This is a genomic window from Flavobacterium sp. (assembly GCF_050696275.1).
Lineage (GTDB): Bacteria > Bacteroidota > Bacteroidia > Flavobacteriales > Flavobacteriaceae > Flavobacterium.
In genome coordinates this window covers 68,508-89,595 of record NZ_JBOGUT010000004.1, presented here as the reverse complement: position 1 = coordinate 89,595, position 21,088 = coordinate 68,508, and the positions used below count along the sequence as shown (strand labels likewise).

At 34.7% G+C, this 21,088-nt stretch carries 16 protein-coding genes; 5 read left to right on the top strand and 11 right to left on the bottom strand.

All coding sequences use genetic code 11. The annotated features are described in order from the left end of the window. Window positions 1-245 precede the first annotated feature (245 nt). Both ACRDEC_RS03810 and ACRDEC_RS03805 read left to right on the top strand, forming a co-directional pair. Window positions 246-2,162 (top strand): transglutaminase-like domain-containing protein, encoded by a 1,917-nt coding sequence (locus ACRDEC_RS03810; RefSeq protein WP_431497011.1) that lies wholly within the window; start codon window positions 246-248, stop codon window positions 2,160-2,162. Next, a complete protein-coding gene (locus ACRDEC_RS03805; protein WP_431497010.1) occupies window positions 2,162-4,312 on the top strand; it encodes a hypothetical protein in 2,151 nt (716 codons plus the stop codon). The genes ACRDEC_RS03810 and ACRDEC_RS03805 overlap by 1 nt, the downstream gene beginning before the upstream one ends. Window positions 4,313-4,373: 61 nt before the next feature. On the opposite strand, the gene ACRDEC_RS03800 is transcribed toward ACRDEC_RS03805, so the two are convergent. The 11 genes from ACRDEC_RS03800 to ACRDEC_RS03750 all read right to left on the bottom strand — a co-directional run bounded on the left by ACRDEC_RS03800 (window position 4,374) and on the right by ACRDEC_RS03750 (window position 19,600). Beyond that, on the bottom strand, window positions 4,374-6,257 hold the full coding sequence (locus tag ACRDEC_RS03800) for a hypothetical protein (RefSeq protein WP_431497009.1): 1,884 nt from the start codon (window positions 6,255-6,257) through the stop codon (window positions 4,374-4,376). Continuing rightward, window positions 6,244-6,798, bottom strand: a complete 555-nt coding sequence (locus tag ACRDEC_RS03795; RefSeq protein ID WP_431497008.1) for an RNA polymerase sigma factor — start codon at window positions 6,796-6,798, stop codon at window positions 6,244-6,246. The genes ACRDEC_RS03800 and ACRDEC_RS03795 overlap by 14 nt, the downstream gene beginning before the upstream one ends. Window positions 6,799-6,822: 24 nt before the next feature. Next, the gene (locus ACRDEC_RS03790; RefSeq protein ID WP_431497007.1) at window positions 6,823-8,151 is read right to left on the bottom strand and encodes a hypothetical protein; all 1,329 of its coding nucleotides are present in this window, start codon (window positions 8,149-8,151) and stop codon (window positions 6,823-6,825) included. Between the two features lie 71 nt (window positions 8,152-8,222). Continuing rightward, window positions 8,223-9,992 (bottom strand): hypothetical protein, encoded by a 1,770-nt coding sequence (locus ACRDEC_RS03785; RefSeq protein WP_431497006.1) that lies wholly within the window; start codon window positions 9,990-9,992, stop codon window positions 8,223-8,225. Continuing rightward, window positions 9,980-11,197 carry a DUF4249 domain-containing protein gene (locus ACRDEC_RS03780; protein ID WP_431497005.1) on the bottom strand — a complete coding sequence of 406 codons (1,218 nt, stop codon included), beginning with the start codon at window positions 11,195-11,197 and terminating at the stop codon, window positions 9,980-9,982. The genes ACRDEC_RS03785 and ACRDEC_RS03780 overlap by 13 nt, the downstream gene beginning before the upstream one ends. A gap of 11 nt (window positions 11,198-11,208) precedes the next feature. Then, window positions 11,209-12,411 (bottom strand): DUF4249 domain-containing protein, encoded by a 1,203-nt coding sequence (locus ACRDEC_RS03775; protein WP_431497004.1) that lies wholly within the window; start codon window positions 12,409-12,411, stop codon window positions 11,209-11,211. Between the two features lie 6 nt (window positions 12,412-12,417). Further along, the gene (locus tag ACRDEC_RS03770) at window positions 12,418-15,189 is read right to left on the bottom strand and encodes a TonB-dependent receptor (protein ID WP_431497003.1); all 2,772 of its coding nucleotides are present in this window, start codon (window positions 15,187-15,189) and stop codon (window positions 12,418-12,420) included. A 5-nt stretch (window positions 15,190-15,194) separates the two neighbouring features. Then, a complete protein-coding gene (locus tag ACRDEC_RS03765) occupies window positions 15,195-15,944 on the bottom strand; it encodes a hypothetical protein (RefSeq protein ID WP_431497002.1) in 750 nt (249 codons plus the stop codon). A 528-nt stretch (window positions 15,945-16,472) separates the two neighbouring features. After that, window positions 16,473-18,620: a polyribonucleotide nucleotidyltransferase gene (locus ACRDEC_RS03760; protein ID WP_431497001.1), complete on the bottom strand. Its 2,148-nt coding sequence runs from the start codon at window positions 18,618-18,620 to the stop codon at window positions 16,473-16,475. Between the two features lie 148 nt (window positions 18,621-18,768). Next, the gene (gene rpsO, locus ACRDEC_RS03755) at window positions 18,769-19,035 is read right to left on the bottom strand and encodes a 30S ribosomal protein S15 (protein ID WP_431497000.1); all 267 of its coding nucleotides are present in this window, start codon (window positions 19,033-19,035) and stop codon (window positions 18,769-18,771) included. Between the two features lie 103 nt (window positions 19,036-19,138). Then, window positions 19,139-19,600: a GAF domain-containing protein gene (locus ACRDEC_RS03750; protein WP_431496999.1), complete on the bottom strand. Its 462-nt coding sequence runs from the start codon at window positions 19,598-19,600 to the stop codon at window positions 19,139-19,141. Between the two features lie 72 nt (window positions 19,601-19,672). On the opposite strand from ACRDEC_RS03750, the gene xrtF reads away from it, so the two are divergent. The 3 genes from xrtF to ACRDEC_RS03735 are packed head-to-tail and all read left to right on the top strand — an operon-like array spanning window position 19,673 to window position 21,087. Beyond that, on the top strand, window positions 19,673-20,221 hold the full coding sequence (gene xrtF / locus ACRDEC_RS03745) for an exosortase family protein XrtF (protein WP_431496998.1): 549 nt from the start codon (window positions 19,673-19,675) through the stop codon (window positions 20,219-20,221). Continuing rightward, window positions 20,199-20,645 carry an exosortase F system-associated membrane protein gene (locus ACRDEC_RS03740; RefSeq protein WP_431496997.1) on the top strand — a complete coding sequence of 149 codons (447 nt, stop codon included), beginning with the start codon at window positions 20,199-20,201 and terminating at the stop codon, window positions 20,643-20,645. The genes xrtF and ACRDEC_RS03740 overlap by 23 nt, the downstream gene beginning before the upstream one ends. Before the next feature lie 46 nt (window positions 20,646-20,691). Next, window positions 20,692-21,087, top strand: coding sequence for an HYC_CC_PP family protein (locus tag ACRDEC_RS03735; RefSeq protein WP_431496996.1), 396 nt, complete (start codon window positions 20,692-20,694; stop codon window positions 21,085-21,087). Window position 21,088: the final 1 nt, after the last annotated feature.

The following is a 21,088-nucleotide window of genomic DNA, read 5'->3' as shown; positions in this document are numbered from 1 at the left end:
ATCCTTTAGTCCTGATTGACTCAACGCTTTCGAACTCCTGATTTGCTGCTTAAAAAATTGATGTGCATTTTTACAGCTGTCTTCATTATCGGTTATAAAGTAACCGGTATAGAATAAAGTAATAACTCTAATTTTTCTTATGATAAATGAATAAAAAGGTAAAGAAGTTAAAAAAAAATAATAATTGTATTAAAATTTGTTTTGAAACTGAATAAATCCATTATGTTTGCGAAAAATTACCCAAAATGAAACTATCTGTCAAACTAATAATTGTCCTGTTGTTTGCTGCTCAATCATTTGCGCAAAAAAATTTAGATCCAACAGTTGAGGATATTAAAAAAGCAAAATCTTTGCGTGATACTTATTCCAAAGACGATGTTGCCATACTGCAAAGCGAAGAAAATATCAGTTTCGGATTAAATAAGGACAAGTCGAAAGTGACCGTTACCAATTCAATAAATGAATTACTGATGAATATAAATCATCGTGCTGACATCAGCAAGTATGAGTTTTACGACAGTGAATCAAAAATTGAAACTTTCAATCTTAAATACAGAAACGATAAAATAGCAAATTATCATATTATCGATGAGTTTTATAAAGACAATGATTTGTTTTACAATGATGCGCGTGTGAAACACATGAGTTTTGATTTTCCGGTTCAGGGATACACTTACAAATATGAAATGGAGAAAAAATACGATGATGTAAAGTATTTTACATCCTTGTTTTTTAATGATGAATTTCCGGTAATTAAAAAAACGATTAATATATCGGTTCCGGAATGGCTTAACGTGGAATTGAAAGAATTTAATTTTGAAGGAATTAAAATCGTCAAATCTCAAAAGAAAGATGTAAAGGCAAAAACGACTGTTTATACTTTTACTTTGGAAAATGTCCCTGCCTATTACAAAGAAGAAAGTACTCCGGGAAGAAGTTACCTGTACCCGCACATTTTAATCATTGCAAAATCATTCAAAAATGACGGGAAGGAAGTTACTTTATTTAATTCTGCTGCCGATTTGTACAAATGGTATAAGTCTCTTGTCGATTTAATGAAAGATGACACATCCGTTTTTAAAGATAAAGTGACCGAATTGACTTCAAACGCAAAAACTGACGAAGAAAAAATCAAAAACATCTATTACTGGGTTCAGGACAACATCAGGTACATCGCTTTTGAAGATGGAATTGCTGGTTTCAAGCCGGATGAGTCCAATAATGTTTTTCAAAAAAGATATGGCGATTGCAAAGGTATGGCCAATCTGATCAAACAAATGCTTATTCTGGCAGGTTTTGATGCAAGATTAACCTGGATTGGGACCAAACATATTGCATACGATTACACTACGCCTTCACTAGCTGTCGATAATCATATGATTTGTACGCTGTTTTATAAAGGGAAGAAATATTTTCTGGATGGAACTGAAAAATTTAATTCATTCGGTCAGTACGCCGAAAGGATACAAAATAAGGAAGTAATGATTGAAGACGGCGATAAATTTATTATCGAAAAAGTGCCAAGTACTGTTGCTGCGTTTAATAAAGAGTCAAGAGAAATGACGCTTTCAGTCGAAAACGAAAAACTTACCGGAAGTGTTTCCCGCACTTATCAAGGAGAAAGCGCTGCACAGTTTCTGTATATTTTTAATTCGTTTAAGAATGACAAGAAAAGCGAAACATTGGAAAATTACCTGTCTAAAAGTGATAAGAATATCAATGTGGATAATATCAAAACGTCAGATTTAAAAAACAGAGATCAAAAATTAAGTATCGATTACTCTATAGTTGTCTCAAACAAAGTGACTGGTTTTGACAATGATATTTATATCGATTTGGAATTTATGAACGAATATAAAAACTTCGAACTGAAAGACCGAAAAACAGATTATGAATTTGATTTTAAAACAAATTACGAATCGACAGTTACACTAAACATCCCTCAAGGATATAAAGTGACTAAAATCCCTCAGGATTTAGTTGTTAAAGAAGCTAATTTCGATGTCAGTATTACTTTTCAGAATAAAGGAAATGCTATTGTTTACAAAAAAGTTTTTCAATTTAAAAACGGTGTAATCAAAGCTTCTGAAATGGATAAATGGAATACTTTTATTAAAAACCTTGCGAATAATTATAACCAACAAATAACCTTGTCTAAATAATGAATAAAATAATTACGATACTGCTTTTATCGGTTTCTATCAATGTCTTTTCCCAGGACAAAGCCGAAATAAAAGAATTTTTCTGGGGAAAAAATGACAGTTTCAAAACGGCTAATACGGTTCCTGATAAATGGAAAAACGAATCGGCAGTAATTATCTATAAAAATGAGTTTTATGACTACCATAAATTTGGTGTCAATGTAACGTATACTTCAGCCATCCGAAAAAGAATTAAATTACTGGATGCGGCTGCGGTAAAGGAATTCTCTGAATTTTCGTTTAAGAATAAATTTTATTCCAACAAAGGTTATTCCTTCAGGGAAGGGACTAATACCATCGGGATTAAGATTGTAAAATCAGATGGAAAAGAAATAGAAATTGATGTTGAAAAAGAAGCAAAGGAAATTGATAATGAAAAGAAAATTGCCATTGCAAATCTTGAAGAAGGAGATATTATCGATTTTTATTTTTACTCGGTTGAACCTTTCAAATCTGCCCTAGAATTAGGTTTCGAACCAGTGGAGACAACACTTGGAGACATCTATCCTACAATGGAAATGAAATTGGTTTTTCAAACGGAAAATGATTTTTTTGTCAACTTTAATACTTACAACGGAGCGCCAAAAATAAAAGAAATTCCAACAAAAAAAGGAGGAGAAAGAAAATACGAACTGGAAGCGCATGATATCGATAAAAATGAATTTCCAAAATGGTTTAATCCTTTGTCTGAAATGCCATGTTATAAATTTCAGGTGTTTTTTGCCCGATCAGGAAAATTTGAAGAAAGAGCGGATGCCTTTTTATCTAAGAAAGAAAGTGTAATCAAATCGACGGTTTCCAAAGAAGATATTTTCGAATATTACAATGATAAATTCAGACCGTTCGGAGATTTATCAACAATTAAAACGTTCCTGAAAGGGAAAAAGTTCGCTAATGACGAAGAAAAAATCCGTGAAGTCTACTATTTTACCAGACACAATTATTTAACGCAATATATTGAAGCTTTCGTGGCGGATGAAGCTAAAATATTTTCACCGTATTCTTTGTATGTTGATCCTATCTTTTTCAGAACAGAAAGAGAATTCATAAACCATTTTATGGCATATCTGAAATATGAGAAAATCGATTATGACATCGTTATCGGTACAGAAAGATACAATGGTTCTATTGACGATTTACTGATTCAGAAAAACGTAACTATTCTTTTAAAAATAAACACGGCAAACCCGATTTATCTGGAGTTTTTCACGCCTTTTACAAACGCAGACCAGTTTAATTATAATTTGGAAAACACGAAAGCCTATGCGCTTCAGGTGTCTAAAGGTAAAAAGGTAGTTGACTCGGAAAGCATTTTACTGCCATCAACAACAGTAAATGATAATGTGACGAAAGAAATTACAAGCATGACGCTCAATGAGGATTTCTCAGGTTTGAAAATAAAAAAAGAATCATCGCTTTACGGTCAGTTTAAGCCGGCTGAGCAAAAAGATAAATTCTATTTCTTCGATTATGTTTATGAAGATTATGAAAAATACAAATCGGTTAAATTATTGGATAAAGTAAGAAATAAAGGCAAACAGAAACAATATCAGAAAGAGTTTGATGCTTTAATCAATAAATTAAAAGACAGACAAAAAGAAGAGTTCAAGAAAAACACCTCTAATGAATACGGTTTTGAAGTTGATGACCATTCTCTGGTTATTAAAAGTACCGGAAGATTTGGCAGCAAATCACCAATGATTTATGAAGAGCAGTTTTTGATAAAGAACAACCTAATCAAAAAAGCAGGAGACAATTATATCATAGAAATCGGGAAAATGCTGACTTCTCAAATTGAAGTGAATAAAAAAGAAAAGGAAAGAAAAAATAATATTTACATGGCTTATCCAAGGGCTTTTGAAAATGAAATCATATTCGAAATTCCGGAAGGATATACCGTTTCGGGAATTGAAAAACTGAACAAAAAAGTAACGAATGAAACAGGACAATTCGTTAGTGAAGCCAGTTTAAGCGGTAATAAACTGACGATTAAAACATCTAAACAGTACAGAAATTATTTTGAGCCCAACAGCAACTGGAATAAAATGGTGTTGTTTCTGGATGCCGCTTATCAGTTTACGCAGGAGAAAATATTGCTGAAAAAAGCATAAAGACACTCAAAAAAAAGCCCGTTTCAAATTAATGAAACGGGCTTTTTAACTAACTAAATAACTAGAATCTGTAACTAAAACCCGCTTGTAAAGTAAGTATGTATGGTTTGAAATCGGAAACATTTTTAAATCCTATCGCATGATATTGAAAAGAAGGACTTACTTCCAGTCTCAATGATTTGGCCAGCTTATAATCCAGAATTAGTCTGAGATTCCCGGTTATGCTTTGAGAGAGTACATTTTTAGCACTGCCTATTTTATATTCATTTACCGAATTAGATTTTAAAGTCAATTCGTTTTCATCCAAAAAAAGAAAACTAAAACCAAAGGAAGTCGCAACTCCTATTTTACGATCTCTAAGCACATAATAAGCTTCAAGTGGAACTTCATAATAACTTAGTTTTTGGGTCATAATTACTTCAGAATCATTTTCAAACTGAGTATTTATTTCCTCCGAAGTCATGCTGGAAACCAGATTAATATTTTTCGTGTCGATAAAGTCGTGTCTTGATTTTCGAATGTTTGTAACGTATTCCAGATTTGTTTTTCCAACGCCTGTTCTGGAACCGATTTTGTCATCAAACATCCATCGTACATAACATCCGTAACTATAAGTTAGGGCTCCTTTTTTTTTGTCATTTTTATATTGGCCGGAAACGGAATTTCCTTTGCCAAAGCTTTCATAATGAGTTGGCCCAAAATAAGGAGAAATATAGATGTTACGCTTTTTTTGGATTTCTATTTTGACAGAATCCTCAGGAATTGTTTTTTTTAGCTTTTTTTTCGGAATGATTTTCGGTTCAACGATTGCAACAGGCTCCGGGACAATTACAGAATCTGTTTTTGTCTCGATGATTTCCGGGCTGTCTTTTTTATTTTCAATTAAAGCAAATTCGGTTTTATTGGTTATTTTTTGATCTGATTTCAAAGGTTTTTTCAATGTTCGCTTATTCTTGCTGAAATGGCTTTGATTTTTATTTTTGGAATGGTACGTTTTTTTATTCGGAACATGAAACGTCTTTTTCTTCTTTTTCACGACATAAGTATACTTCTGAACTACTTCATATTCATCATATTCGTCAGTAGATTTGATTAGTCTTTTTGTTTTCTTAATCGTTCGGGTCTGTTCAGAATACGGTACTGTTTTATACGAAGCATTGCTGTTGCCCGTTTTTGTCTTGTTTCCTTCTGTCGGGGTTTTCTTTTGCCCGGCAATGGTCTTCTTTGGTTCTGAAAGTGCTTTTTTTCCTTCTGTGGAAGCACTTTTTCCTTCTGTGAAAGTATTCTTTCTTTCTGTGAAAGCATTCTTCCCTTCTGTGGAAGCACTTTTTCTTTCTGTGGAAGCATTCTTTCCTTCTGTGAAAGTATTCTTTCTTTCTGTGAAAGCATTCTTTCCTTCTGTGAAAGCATTCTTCCCTTCTGTGGAAGCATTCTTTCCTTCTGTGAAAGCATTCTTCCCTTCTGTGAAAGTATTCTTTCTTTCTGTGAAAGCATTCTTCCCTTCTGTGGAAGCACTTTTTCTTTCTGTGGAAGCATTCTTTCTTTCTGTGGAAGCATTTTTTCTTTCTGTGAAAGTATTCTTTCTTTCTGTGAAAGCATTCTTTCCTTCTGTGAAAGTATTATTTCTTTCTGTGGAAGCATTTCTTCTTTCTGTGGAAGTGGCAGCGATCTTGTTTTTCTCCTGACTTTCTCTCCTGACTACTTCGTTTTGCATTGCGTTTTCAGGATTTGAAACTCCATTATTTCCCGTCAGATAAATATAAGACAGTCCGCCCAAAAGCAAACCGGAAAGTATTGATAGAGGAATGAACCAGAAAACAGGCCGCTTTTTTTTCTTCGAATCTAAATCACGGTCTATTTTTGACCATAAGGCATCGTTTGGTGTTCGATCTAACTGATCGAGCTTTTCCCTGAATGCTTTTCCTATTTCTTTATTGTTTTCCATGTCGTATAGTGTAATTATGGAATGTATTTTTTGCTTTTATTTTTTCTTTCAGAATAACCTTGGCTCTGTGCAAATTCGATTTTGAGGTACTTTCTGAAATAGAAAGCATTGCTGCAATTTCCTGATGGCCGTAATCATCTAATTCATAAAGGCAAAAAACCAAACGGTACTGATTGGGTAATTCCTGTATCAGCTGCAAAATATAATCTAAAGAAAAATCGATTTCATTTTCATCAATGTGTATTTCCTGCATAAAATCATCTTTTATGGGGACCAATTGAAAATGTTTCTTATAACTGTCAATCGCTTTGTTAATCGTAATTCTTTTTAACCATCCTTCAAACGAACCTTTATTATTGAAGTCCTTAATACGGCCAAAAATCTCTATAAAACTATTGTGGAGATTGTCTTCGGCTTCGGCTTCATTGGAGCAATACTTTAGACACAGCACAAAAAGAGTTTTCTTATACGTGTTGTATAACTCTTCCTGTGCCTTACGATTCTGCTTGATGCAGCCTTTTATAAGTTGGTCTAAATTCAAAGGATGATTTTAATTATGGTAGGATTAGAATGATCGTATCATTCGGGCTTTTGTGTTGCCAGCTGCTGGTAATTTTGGACCTGCTATGCTGTTCCCGGTGCCAAAATCAATAACTTTTGCATCATTGGCGTCTATTTCTGTTGAACTCCAGTAAACCGAATTTGCAAAATCACCCAATCCTTGTGAATGCAAGTTCTGATACATCAGATTAAGTTCATCGTTGGATGGTAAAAACCAGTCTTTGTAATTATTATTCATAAAGAGAAGGGCTTTTTTAGCAATAACACTTCCGTCATTGGAGGCATTGCAAACCGATGGAGTAGTATAGTAATTCAATAAACTGTCGTGATAGTTCACGATGGCAGCCGAATTGAAAAGTCCTCTTCCTATTTCCGGATGCTGGGCAGTTAAAACTGATGAGCCATAGCATCCCCATTCAAAATAATAGGTATCGTACGGAGCTGCTTCCAAATAGCGCCATCCTTTGCTGTAACTTCCTTTGTCATAAAATACTGTTCCGCCTCCCGGACCTGTGGCTCCTATCTGATAAGGGATAAGATATTCGTATTCTTTGGTCATTCGTATAATTTTTTGGCTGTTTGGATTATAAACACTCATTTCATTCAGACCTAAAGAGGCGCCTCCGTTAAAATTCCAATATTGGGCGGTTTCAGAAGTTCCTTCCAGATTAATATTGATATGGAGTGCATGGTTAATCAACAAGAAATTCCATGTGCCGTTATAACTTGCATCATCATATTTAAAAGTAAGCGATCCGTCTGGATTCATTTCAAAAATACCGCTGGTGTACTTATTATCGTTGCCTTCAGTATATGGTATTTTCCAATAACATTTCCCAAAACCAGGTCCGCCACCGCCTGAACAAGCCCCATTACACTGTTGGATAATATCTTCTTCTGTACAGCTGTCCAGTGCCAGTTTTAATTCAGTATTATTATTGACTGTAAAAACTGTACCGTTACTCAAGGTAGTAGACATCGGGTAACTGATACTTATATACTGATCTGGCGCAAGATTTCCTAAAAAAGCACTAAAATTAGCATCACCAATAATAGAGACTGTGCCTATCGGAGATAAATTAGTATCATAAACAATCAATTCCAATGGATAAATAAAATCAATACAAACTATATCCTGCATAGGATTGTTCGTTGTCGTTGTAACCTGTGTGATGAGATTGTATAGTTCAGAATCTTTTGCTATCAGATTTTCTTTCTTGATTCCTATAGGATCTTCCTGTGCTAAATTGTCATCTAAATCAGTACAGCCATTAATGGTAAATACCAAAAATAGAAGTAACGATAAACGGAAAAACGATATTACCTTTGTCATTTTTTACTTTTTTTACTTGTTTATATTTAATAGTCAAAAAAGCTGAAAAAGGTTGCGTCGATACAATAATTTTATTTTACTTCGAAATATTCTTTTACAGATATTGGGTTTCCGTTGTCCGTAAAGCCTTCAATTGCAATCTCAAATTCTCCTGAGATATCAGAGGTAAAGAAAGAAAGTTGGGTTTCGTTATTTTCTGTTGTAATGATTGGAACCCAAAGCAATTGATACCTGTAATCTGGAATTCTGTCCAGAAGATGGCCTGAATTGTAATCAGGGGTATAGTATTTTTTTCCGTATGAAGGAATCTGAAGGACTGTTTTCTTTATATAGTTTCCTTCCGATTTGCTTTGAAAATCACCCGTCTTGGTTTCGAAACTAATTACACCGCCGAAGCTTTTCGGGCCATACACATACGCTTCGTTAATGAGGCTTACTTTGTGGATGTTAGCCACGTTGTATTCGAAAATTTCATTGGTGTCCTGCAGCAATAAACCATCTACGAGCACTAACGGAGGACCGAAATTGTCAAGGACTACTTTGTCATTAGATAAGTAAATCATCGATTTATTATTTTTTCTTTTTGAATGGCACTCAATAAGAACTTCCGTTATGGTTTCTTTTAATGTTGGAAATCGGGTATAATCATCAAGGACATATTCTTTTGCTGTCGAACCAATAAAAATATCAGGATTTGATTTTCGGTCTGTTGTGTCTTTCTTTTTTGAATAATAGGCGTTTTCAAGTTGAGCGGCAACAGATCGCTCTTCTATGGTTTTTTTATCGATTGGGCTTACATTGAATTTGGATGAAAAATCCAATTGGGATAGGTCAACAGCAGTTGCATCATCAAGAACAATACTGAAATTTTCTTTGGCATTGTCTACAATCTGAATGACTGCATCGGTATTGTCTGGGGTTTTATCCAATATAAATTTAAATTCACCTGACTGATTTGTTTTAACCAACTTAAAAATAAATGGTTTGCCCGGAATGGAAAGAGAAACCGATTTGTCGCTTACTTCCTGCAATCCTTTTGTAGAAACAACTTTGCCGGAAATAAATTCTCCACGGAGTTCAGGCAGAAATGTGATTTTTGAATTCGAAGGGTTTGAAGCCAACCGTGCAGATTGTTGTCTGACAAATGTTTCAGCATTGATTTGTTTTTTTGTCGGAAGAGCATCTGTTTTTCTGATCGAAACGGAGAAATTACCTGTTTTCAATTTATTGGACAGCATTTTTACCTTAAGATTTACTTTTTCTCTATTGGTATAGGTTTTTTGATTCAGCTCTAAAGCAATTGATTTTTCAGCCGTTGGATTTACCGTAGCTTGAGAGTTAGAATCAGCTCCCGTTTCATCTTTTTTTGCTGAAATACTGCCATTCTGTTCTTTGTTGATGAATTCATTCGGAAGAAAAGGATTCACGATAGCAACATCCGCCTCATAAAAAGAAACTTGGCCTTTATTAAGCATCCACTTTGTATAAGCAATCAATTTGTAATTGCCTGTTTTGAGAGTAGTAGGAATAAAGAAATCACCGTATCCTTTGCCATTGTCCAAATAAACTTTGTTTTTAAAAACAACTTGCTTGTTATTGTCTATAAGCTCAATGTAGCCTATTTTACTAATCAGGCTGCTGGAGTTATTTTTTGGATTTAAACAATATAATTTATAGTAAAGTGTCTCTCCTGTAAGAAAAGTGGAGGTATTTAAATGAATAAACAGACTCTCATCATTTGATGTACTGATATTGTTGGGAGAAACTGTGCCTTGAGCTGATACAATTAAAATGTTCAGCATCAGAAAGGCACTAAGTAAGTGATGTTTTAATCTATCCAAAATGAAGGTTTTATGTTAGACGAAAAAGTGGTGCAGTCACCACAGGGAGGAGGAACCATTTTATACACATTGTAGCCTCCGGCGGTATTATAATAATGATCCAGATAAAGAAGGCTATTGCTTTCTATTGCAGAAAGTAATTTGGCTCCTTTGCATTCCGGATTTTCAGAGATAAAACAGAATCCCCAAACACGTATTTCACATTCGTCAAAATACGGTGGCTGTGGTTCTCCCGGGAAAATATCTTCATAATTAAAGAAAATCCGCTTGGACGAAACCGAAGTGACATCAAAAAAACCAATTATCTTCTCATTTGGATTGGTCATCGACCGAATATTTCCACTAAAGAAACCAGGTTGGTTCTGGGAAAGGATGCTTCCTGATCCGGATAAATCTTTCATGGTTTTGTAATAGGTATAAGCAGCCAGATTTTGAACATACTGACGAACTAAAATACTGTATCGGTGCATGATGATTGAATTTTTATTGCTGATAAAACGAACAGGAAAATGCACGCGGTCTTCGTTCAATCCTACTGTGCTGTTCAGTATAATGGTGTTGGAAGAGTCAGTGCTATAGCATGTTTTTGATTCTCCAACTCTTGGAATAAGCCCAATTCCTCTTTCACCTCCAGGCTCTGACGGCGGTATGATGATGGCTCTTTCAGAATCCCAAAAAGGAGTTATTATCTTATATGTTTCTTCGTATTCGTATCGATAGTATTTTGAGGTATTATTAGGGTCAAAACTGTTTATGTTAATCTCGACACCTCGAACGCCTTCTTTTGTAGCAACTGTTGGGACAATATTTTGTATCTCATTGACTGTTGTCAGCATTTCAGTGGTCGAACTGTATCTTTTCCCATCATTGGTGGTAATGTGAAGGGTATAGTTTCTGGTTGGCAATGCCTGAAATTCCGAAGCAGAAACATATTTTTCTCCAAGTTCATCAAAATTATACTGATTTCCCAGATTGTCTGTAATATAAACGGTTGCGCCAGCCTCAAACGTTGGACCATCTTCCTCAAAACGGTAAGTTCTGGAAAGTTTGATTTCCTGCTTTTTAAACTCATTCGTTATAGTTGCTTCAATAACAAGGGCGTCTTCAAAAGTATTGGTCTGTAATGCATAGGGTTCCGTACAACTGATACCAAGCAGGCATAACAGAAGCAGAAATGTAATTTTATGAGTAAAAAAAGGTTTCATATTTTTATCGTTTAATCTATCCAGAAAGAAGGTCTTATGTTTGATGAAATTCGGGTACAGTCCCCACAGGGAGGAGCGACCATAAAAAAGAAGGTTTGGTTGCCGTCGCTGTCTACATAAACCAAATCACCTGATCCGATTACTGAAAGCAATGCGGCTCCTTTACAAGCTGGATCAACATTTTGGTCATAACAATTCTTAAATTCCCGTATCCTGCAATCCGTAACATAGGGAGGAAGTGGTTCGCCTGGAAATAAATCAACATAATTAAAAAAGATTCTTTTGGAAGAAACAGTAGAGACATCAAAAAAACCAATGACTTTCTCGTCCGGATTCTCAACTGATTTTAAATTTCCATTGAAATAACCGGGCTGTGTCTGGGATAAAATACTTCCGTTTCCCGATATTTTTTTTAATGTTTTGTAAAAGGTATAGGCTGCCAGATTTTGAACATATTGACGAACCAAAATGCTATAACGATGTGTTATGATGTAATTTTGATTGCTGATAAAACGTATCGGATAAGCTACACGATCTTCAGATGATCCTGTAGTAGAAGTCAAAAGAATGTTATCTGAGTTTTTTGTTGTAAAACAGGTTCTGGTTTCTCCAACTCTGGGTATAATAAGAATTCCTTGATGTGGTTCACCAGGTACTGGCGGAGCAAGAATGGTTTTTTCATCATCCCATTCCGGAGCAATTACTTTATAGGTTTCCTCGTATTCGTATCTGTAATATTTTGATGTATTAGTGGGATCGTAGCTGTTGACATTAATTTCAACACCACGAACTCCGTCTCTTGTAACAACGGATGGAATGATACTTTGTATTTCATTTACCGTTGTCAGTTTCTCATTTGTTGAGGTGTAGGATTTGCCATTTGCAGTAGTTATGTGCAATTGGTAAATTCTATTGGGCAAAGCTTCAAATGCTACAGAAGAAACATATTTTTCGTTTAGTTCTTCAAAATCATATGTATTGCCCATATTGTCCGTAATATAAACAATGGCATCAGCTTCAAATGCAGGTCCGCTTTGTTCCAATTGAGTTGTTCTGGTGATCTTGATTTCTTGTTTTTTTACTTCGTTTGTAATAGTAGCTTCTACCACAAGCGCATTTTCATAAGTATTTGTCTGCAGTGCATAAGGTTCCGTGCAGCTGCTGGCCAATACTATAAGGAGCAAAAAGAGATAATGTAAAAAGTGCCTTTTCATAATTACTTAAAATTTAAAATTATAAGTGATAGTAGGTACAGGGATTCCAAAAATCGATGTTTTATAAGCTTTAACTTTGCCGCCTTCTGTCACAAAATAAACAGAATAAGGATTGTTTCTTCCGAAAAGATTATAAACTGAAATGTTCCAAAAACTGTGCGCCAGCTTTTTAATCTTGTGGTTTCCTTCAATATTTAACCCAACATCCAATCGGTAATAATCAGGAATTCTAAACTTATTCCTGTCGCTGTACAGCGTGTATTCTGCACCACCATACATATATTTCCCGATAGGATAGGTTATTGGCCTTCCGGTTTGATATACAAAGTTCGCTGAAAAACTGTAACGTTTGGTAAATTTGTAATTTAAAACAGCACTGACATCGTGTGGTTTATCAAAATTTGCAGCAAAGTACTCGCCATTGTTGACTTTTTCTTCGTTAAATTGACTGTCCAATTTGACAAACGATCTGGAATAGGTATATCCAACCCATCCGTTCAATCGTCCTGCTGATTTACGCACAAGAAATTCAATTCCGTATGATTTTCCTTTTCCTTGCAGTAATTCGGTTTCTATATTTTCATTGAGCAGTAATTCAGCACCTACTTTATAATCTAAAATATCATTGGATTTCTTATAATATCCCTCCAGACTTAATTCCAGATCTTCGTAATCTATGGTTTTAAATAGGCCTAAAGAAAACTGATGACCGCTTTGTGGTTTTACATTCAAATCAGATAATTTCCAAGTATCGGTTGGCGATTGCGTAGTATTGCTCGACAATAAATGAATGTATTGGAAGGTCTTGTCATAACCTGCTTTTACAGAAAAATCATCTGTTAACATATAACGCAAAGCAAATCTAGGCTCAAATCCGCCAAATGTTTTGATGGCTTTGTTTTTTCCAAATTCTTTTTCTTCTACGACAGTAGCATCGCTAAGAGGAAGTCCCTCCTGATAGATTCGCTGTGTTGATGCTCCCAAAGCTGTAAATACCGAATAGCGTACTCCAATGTCCAGTAAAAGTTTTTGAGTGACTTTGAAGTTGTCGGAAATAAACACGGCAGATTCTAATCCTCTTTCCTTGTCAATATCTACAGGAGCTAATAAGGATTCTTCTTTTTTAGGGTCTAAGGTTCCGGGATTAATACCGTATAATTTGCTGGAAAGACCATAGGTGAATTTATGCTTTTCATTATACAGGTGACTTAATTTTAAAACCACTTGACTTTCATTTATTTTATAACCAAAGTCAAAAGCATTCAGGTTAGTTGAATCATAATCAATTCCAAATTTATATTCACTGTTGGTAAAGTTTAATTCTCCTCTGTTTTTTTGGTTAAACGTATGTTTCCATTTTAAAGAAACCAGACGGTTACTGTATTTATAGAGTGAATCCGATGTAATACTGTAAGCGTCTTTACTGTAATAAAGTGTAGTTTCAATGCTGTTGTTCAGATTGATGTTGTGGTTGTATTTGGCAAAAAGATCATAAAAGGTAGCTTCGCTTTTTTTCAGCTTTTCGTCTTTCAGGTTTTTTAAAATCCAATCAGAATAGGTAGCTCTTCCTCCTATTAATAAACTGGATTTGTCTTTTACAATTGGGGTTGAAATGGCCAGATTACTAGTTACAGGGCCAATGCCACCTTCGCCGGCAAATTTCTGCATATTTCCGTTTTTGGATGTGATATCAAAAACAGATGACAATCTTCCTCCAAATTCTGATGGGATTCCGCCTTTATAAATGTCTACTTTACTGGTTGTATACGGATTGATAGCTGAGAAAAAACCGAAAAAGTGGGCCGGATTGTATATTGTCGCATTGTCAAGCAGAATCAAATTCTGGTCTTCTTTTCCTCCTCTGACATTAAATCCTGCCGATCCTTCTCCTGCTGTTTTTATCCCGGGAATCGTCAGCGCTATTTTTAATACATCTCGTTCTCCCAGAACTAAAGGAATATTCTTTATTCCTTCGGCTTCAATAGTAGTAACGCCTGTTATGGCAGTTCGTATGGTCTTGTTCTTCTTGCCTTTTACAACGACTTCATCCAATTGATTTATTTTTTCAGTAATAGCCAAATCTAGTTTCCCATTGCTGTAAACCATAATTTTTCGGGAGGTTTTCTTATGATTTAAAGATTCGGTTTCTACAATGTTGACTCCAGCGGGAAGCTGTAAAATATAATAGCCTTCTTGATTACTGCTGGTACTGAATTTACTGTTTTTAATTCGGATGGTTACGTCAGGCAGTAATTCTCCTGTTTTCGAATTCTTTACATAACCGGAAAGTGTGTATAAATCAACTTCCTGATTTGCTGTTTCTTTTCCTACCAGAGTGATGGTATTTCCTTCTTTTTCATTACCGCTTTTTATGCTGTCATACTGCTGGAAAAATACGGGTTTTGAAACAGTAACCGGATTAGCAGCATTTTCCTGATCACGAAAATAATTAGCAGGCAGTTTGTCATAAACAATACTGTTTTTGGTCAGGATTATTTTGTTTTTGTCAATGAAAAAATTCAAGTTGGTACTGCTGAAAACAGCATCCAGCACAGTGCTGATTTTTTCATCTTTATAAGTTCCCGAAATCAGGCTGTTTTCTGCTTCTAGCCATTTTTCATCAAAGTAAAAAGTGTAATCTGTCAGGCTTTCAATTTTCTCTAAAACGGATTTTCTGCTGGCATTGCTGTATTCTATCGTAATTTTATCGTCATTGTCTTGAGAAAAAAGCAATTGGGAAACGGATAAAAAGAACAGGGTAAAGATAAGGTTTCTCATTTTTTTTACTTGGATTCGGTTAGCAGAAAACTGTTGATATGACGCATTAGATTCTCCATAAATTGCACCTCATTTGCGGTTTCCATTGTTCTGTTCATCACATAGAAATCATCAATTTTGTTTTTATAATCAGGAAACAACTGGGTGAGATCTCTTTTGGAATTAATTTTCACAAAAGCATTTTTATAATACAGTACAAATTCATTTTTTACGATATAATCGATACTTACAAATTTGGTTTCTACTATTTCTTTGGCCTCTTTCCTATATTTGATGTAAAAGATAAAACCTTTGCCAACAACGTTTTCTTCATAAAATCCCGGGTAATAATCACTTGGTAATTTGTTGCCGATACTCAAATTGACAAACTTTCTTCCGCATAGTGTGAAACCGGTTGTTTTCTCTTTAATCAGATTAATTCCTACATTGTCAGAATCTTTATTGAGATTTAATACTATGGCATCTTTGTAAATATCATATTTTAGAGAAAGGTCGTAGTAATTCTGGTCATTGTAAGTTACGCTTCCCTTGCTGAATTTATCCGAATAGTAATATCGGTTCTCATTATTAATGGTCCGGTCATAATTAGCATGAAGCGTACCATTGCTTATAGGCAAGTTTTCTTTGTTTGTTTTGTTGTCAAACCAGTTGTATAATGAAGTGTTTTCAGTATTCTGGCCAATAAGAATAGTAGTTGGCCCTAGAAAAAATAGAACTAAGAACAGGTGGTTGAAGATTAACTTTCTGCTTTTCATGTAAGTAATCAATTTGGTTTGGTTGGGATTAAAAGATCCTAAAAATACAATAAAATCTCACAAATAGCCGGGTGTTTGGTTTAGAAGCCAAAATTTAACCATTTAGAAATAAGTTTTTTCTTACTTTTAAAACAAAAGGATTTTCTGATTACATAGCTCAAGTGTTTAGTTTAAAAAAATAACCCTCACGTTTACATTACGAACGTGAGGTTATTGTACTAGAATAATAATCTTGAAATAGACTATAATTAGCAGTTATTTTTTTATTATCTGTACAGATTGACTTCCTTTGTCTGAAGCAATTCTCAAAAAATAATTTCCGGTGCTGTATGTCAAAATTTAAATTGTATGCACTTCAGTTAGCTGAAGAATTATTTTTGATAGTTACGCTTTTTTTAATTTTTTTTGGAACAGTTTTTATTTTGTAAGTATATGAAATCTAAAAATTTCAATGCAAACAAAAACCCCGATTCAAATTGAAGCGGGGTTTTCTATAAAAATTACCTTTAGTAAACTATAAGATTCTGATTACTCTTTTTTATCCTCTTTTTTCTCTTCACGAGGAGGTCTTGGCAAAAGTGCTTTTTTAGACACTTTTTCTTTTCTTGTTTTTGGATCGATACCAAGGTATTTTACCATAAACACATCGCCCATTTTTACAACATCAGCAACGTTTTCAGTACGTTCCCAAGCCAATTCAGATACGTGAAGCAATACTTCGTTTCCTGGTGCTGCGGTATATTCTACTACTGCTCCGAAATCCAGCATTTTAATTACTTTCACTTCATAAGATTCGCCCATTGCCGGTTTAAAAATAATTGAATCTATTTTAGCCAATACTGCTGCAATTCCATCAGGATCTGTACCTAAAATTTCAACAACTCCCTGCTCATCCACTTCGTTGATAACGATGGTAGTTCCGGTAGCTTTTTGCAATTCCTGGATTACTTTTCCACCAGGCCCAATTAAGGCACCAATAAAGTTTCCTGGAATAGTTCTCATAATGATTTTTGGAGCATGAACTTTAACATCTGCATTTGGTTGAGCAAGAGTTTCAGTTAATTTTCCTAAGATATGCAAACGTCCGTCACGAGCTTGAGCTAAAGCTTGCTCCATGATTTCATATTTCAATCCGTCAATTTTGATGTCCATTTGACAAGCTGTAATTCCTTCTGAAGTTCCAGTTACTTTGAAATCCATATCTCCTAAATGATCTTCATCACCTAAAATATCAGATAAAACTGCAAAACGATCTCCATCTGTAATTAATCCCATGGCAATTCCAGAAACTGGGCGTATCATTTGAACTCCAGCATCCATTAATGCTAATGTTCCAGCACAAACTGTTGCCATAGAAGACGAACCATTAGATTCCAATACTTCAGAAACGATTCTGATGGTATAAGGATTTTCAGCAGGAATCATGTTTTTCAATGCTCTTTGCGCCAAGTTTCCGTGACCAACTTCTCTTCTTGAAGTTCCTCTTAACGGACGAGCTTCTCCTGTTGAAAATGGTGGAAAATTATAGTGTAAATAGAATTTTTCTTCTCCTTGTTCAGATGGTGAATCAATTTGGTTTGCTTCTCTGGAAGTTCCTAAAGTTGCTGTTGCCAATGCTTGAGTTTCTCCACGAGTAAACAATGCAGAACCGTGAACTGATGGTAAATAATCTACTTCACACCAAATTGGTCTGATTTCTGTAGTTTTTCTTCCGTCTAAACGAGTTCCTAAATCTAAAGTTACATTACGAACTGCTTCTTTATTGGTTTTGTAGAAATATTTAGAAACTAAATCTCCGTTTTCTGCCAATTCTTCTTCAGTAAATAATGCTTTTACTTCTTCTTTTACAGCATCAAATGCAGCAGAACGTTCGTGTTTCGCTGAACCTACTTTTGCAATGTTGTAAATTTTATCATAAGCCGCTTCTTTTACTTTTGCGTAAATAGCGTCATCTGATTTTTCTTTTTCGTACGTACGAACTTCTTTTTTTCCAAAAGCATTAGCCAATCTTTCTTGAGCTGCAATTTGTACTTTAATGTGTTCGTGTGCGAATTTAATGGCTTCTACCATTTCTTTTTCTGAAATTTCTTTCATTTCACCTTCTACCATTGCGATAGAATCTGTTGAAGCTCCAATCATCATGTCGATATCAGACAATTCTAATTGAGCACGAGAGGGGTTGATGATGAATTTCCCATCAATTCTTCCAACTCTAGCTTCCGAAATCAAAGTTTCAAAAGGAATGTCAGACAATGCAAGCGCTGCCGAAGCTGCTAATCCTGCTAATGCATCTGGCATAACATCTTCGTCATGAGACATCAATTGAATCATAACTTGAACTTCAGCATGGTAATCATCCGGGAAAAGCGGACGCAAAACACGGTCAACTAATCTCATAGTTAATACTTCGCTATCACTCGGACGAGCTTCTCTTTTGAAGAAACCACCAGGAAAACGACCTGCTGCAGCAAATTTTTCACGATAATCTACCGTTAAAGGTAAAAAGTCGATACCTGGACTTGCTTTTCTTGAGGAAACAACTGTACCTAAAATTACAGTCTTTCCAATTCTTACTACTACAGAACCGTCAGCTTGTTTTGCTAAACGACCTGTCTCGATTGTGATGCTTCTGCCATCACCTAAATCGATTTTTTCTACGAATAATTGTGGAATCATAATTTAATTCTCTAAGTTAAACAAAGGGTTCTAGTTGTGTTGTAGTTGTTGTGTGTAGTTGTTGTCTAAAACCCAATGAAAAACCAAACTTTTTGTGTAAATGCGTAAAAACAAAAAGAGGCGCGTAGGCACCTCTTTCTTATATTGATTATTTTCTAATACCCAATACTTTGATAATCTCACGGTATCTGTTGATTTCCGTATTTTTTAAGTAGTCAAGAAGTGATCTTCTTTTACCTACTAATTTCACTAACGAACGCTCTGTGTTGTAATCGTGACGATTTCTTTTTAAGTGTTCTGTTAAGTGGTTGATTCTGAAAGTGAACAAAGCGATTTGAGCCTCTGATTTTCCAGTGTTTGTAGCTTCTCCGTGTTTAGCGAAGATTTCTGCTTTAACTTCTTTAGTTAAGTACATGCTAATATCCTTTAAATGATTATTATGTATGAATACGTTTTTCGTATTCGTGTGCAAAGGTAATTTTATTTTTTAGAATGGCAAATATAATATTGATATTCCATTAAAAAAGTTTTGCAACTTCCTGATTTACAAACTCTAAAAAGCGTTCGTCAGCTTCTGTAAATGGGTCAAGGATATTAGAGTCAATGTCTATTTGGCCAATATTTTCTCCATTCACAAAAAGTGGAACTACAATTTCCGATTTTACAGTAAAGCTGCAAGCAATATAATTATCCTGTGCAGCAACATCAGGGACTACAAAGTTCTCATTGGAAACAGCTACCTGTCCGCAAATGCCTTTTCCGAAAGGAATTACAGTATGATCTGTAGGTGCGCCAACATAAGGCCCTAAATGCAGTGTTTTTGTTTCGTGGTTGGCAAAATAAAACCCAACCCAAGTGTAATAACTTATGTTCTGTTCCAAAAGCTCGCAAATTTTACCGAGTTTTTCTTCTCTTGAACTTGAAAATGACTCACTATTTGTAATTTCGATTACTTTTGGTTTTAATGTTTCGAAAATCATACTTTCCTGTTTTTATGCAAAAGTATTTAATGTTGATTTTAATTTTTATATAAATTTGTTAAAAATCAAAGTTTGAAAAACTATTTTACTCTTTATAAACCTTTTTTGCTCTTTCTGGCAAAGTTTTTTCTGACGTATCTCTTACTGACATTGGTTTATCAGTATTATTTGAGCAGTTTCGCAGAAAATAAAACAGACGCTATAACAAGCAATGTAGCCGGATTAACCGAACAGGTACTTAAACTAAGTGACCCTAATTCGTTTACGCAGGAAGAAAAAAGGCAGTTTTACTTTAAAATATTCTATAAAAAACAATACATTGCCCGGGTCATTGAAGGCTGTAATGCAATAAGTGTGATTATTCTGTTTGTTTCTTTTGTGGTGGCTTTCTCCGGAAAATGGAAACCTACTTTGTTTTTTATTCTTGGCGGAAGTTTGTTTGTTTATATTCTGAATATTTTCAGAATTGCCCTATTGGTAATTCTTACGTATAAATTTCCAGAAAAAGAACATATTTTGCATGATGTGCTTTTTCCATTAATTATTTACGGAACAGTTTTTATCTTATGGGTATTTTGGGTTAATAAATTTTCTAAATATGCTTCAAAAACTGCTAAGTAATAAGAAGGAAATAGTTCAGCTGATTTTTCTGGTTGGAATGCTGGCATTAGTCAGGGCTTTTGAAAACCAATTGTTTTACGATCCCTTTCTGAATTATTTCAAAGCAGAAAGTACGTTGGCTTACCCGGAAATCAATTCTGTAAAATTATGCCTGAACCTGTTTTTAAGGTATCTTCTGAATACTCTTATTTCGTTGGCTATTTTATATGTTGTTTTTAAAGATGCGGACCTGGTCAGGTTTTCGGCTGTCTTGTACCTGTTCTTTTTTATAGTACTGCTGATTGGTTTTTGTTATTGTCTGAATTATTTTGATGAAACCCATAGAATGACCCTTTTTTACATCCGAAGGTTTTTAATTCAACCCATTTTTATATTGCTTTTTATCCCCGGTTTTTACTTTCAGATGCGCTCACAAAAAAAATAACAATTCATTAGCTTTTGCCATTCAAGGAATTATTTAACTTTGTCATGTGAAAATAAATAAGCACATAGCCATCCTTCTTACAATGCTGATATTGGTTTCCAATGTTGGTCTGGCTTTCAATGTGCATTATTGCGGTGACAAGATTGCATCGGTTTCTTTTGTTTCGCTAAAAGATGCTTCTGAAAAAGACTGCTGTGGAAAAGCAGAAAAAAAATCGCCTTGTTGTAAAGACAAGAAGATAAAGCTGGAAAAGAAAGCAGATAATTCGGTTGTAAAGACTTTTTCGTTTCAATTAGAAATTCCATTTGCTTCCTTCGACTGGAAACCTGTTGCCTGTTTGGATTCTGTTTGTTTCAAAAGCAATCAGATAACAGCATTTTACTGTAACAGTAACGCTCCGCCGCTTTACAAATTATATTCCCAATACCTGTTTTATGCCTGAT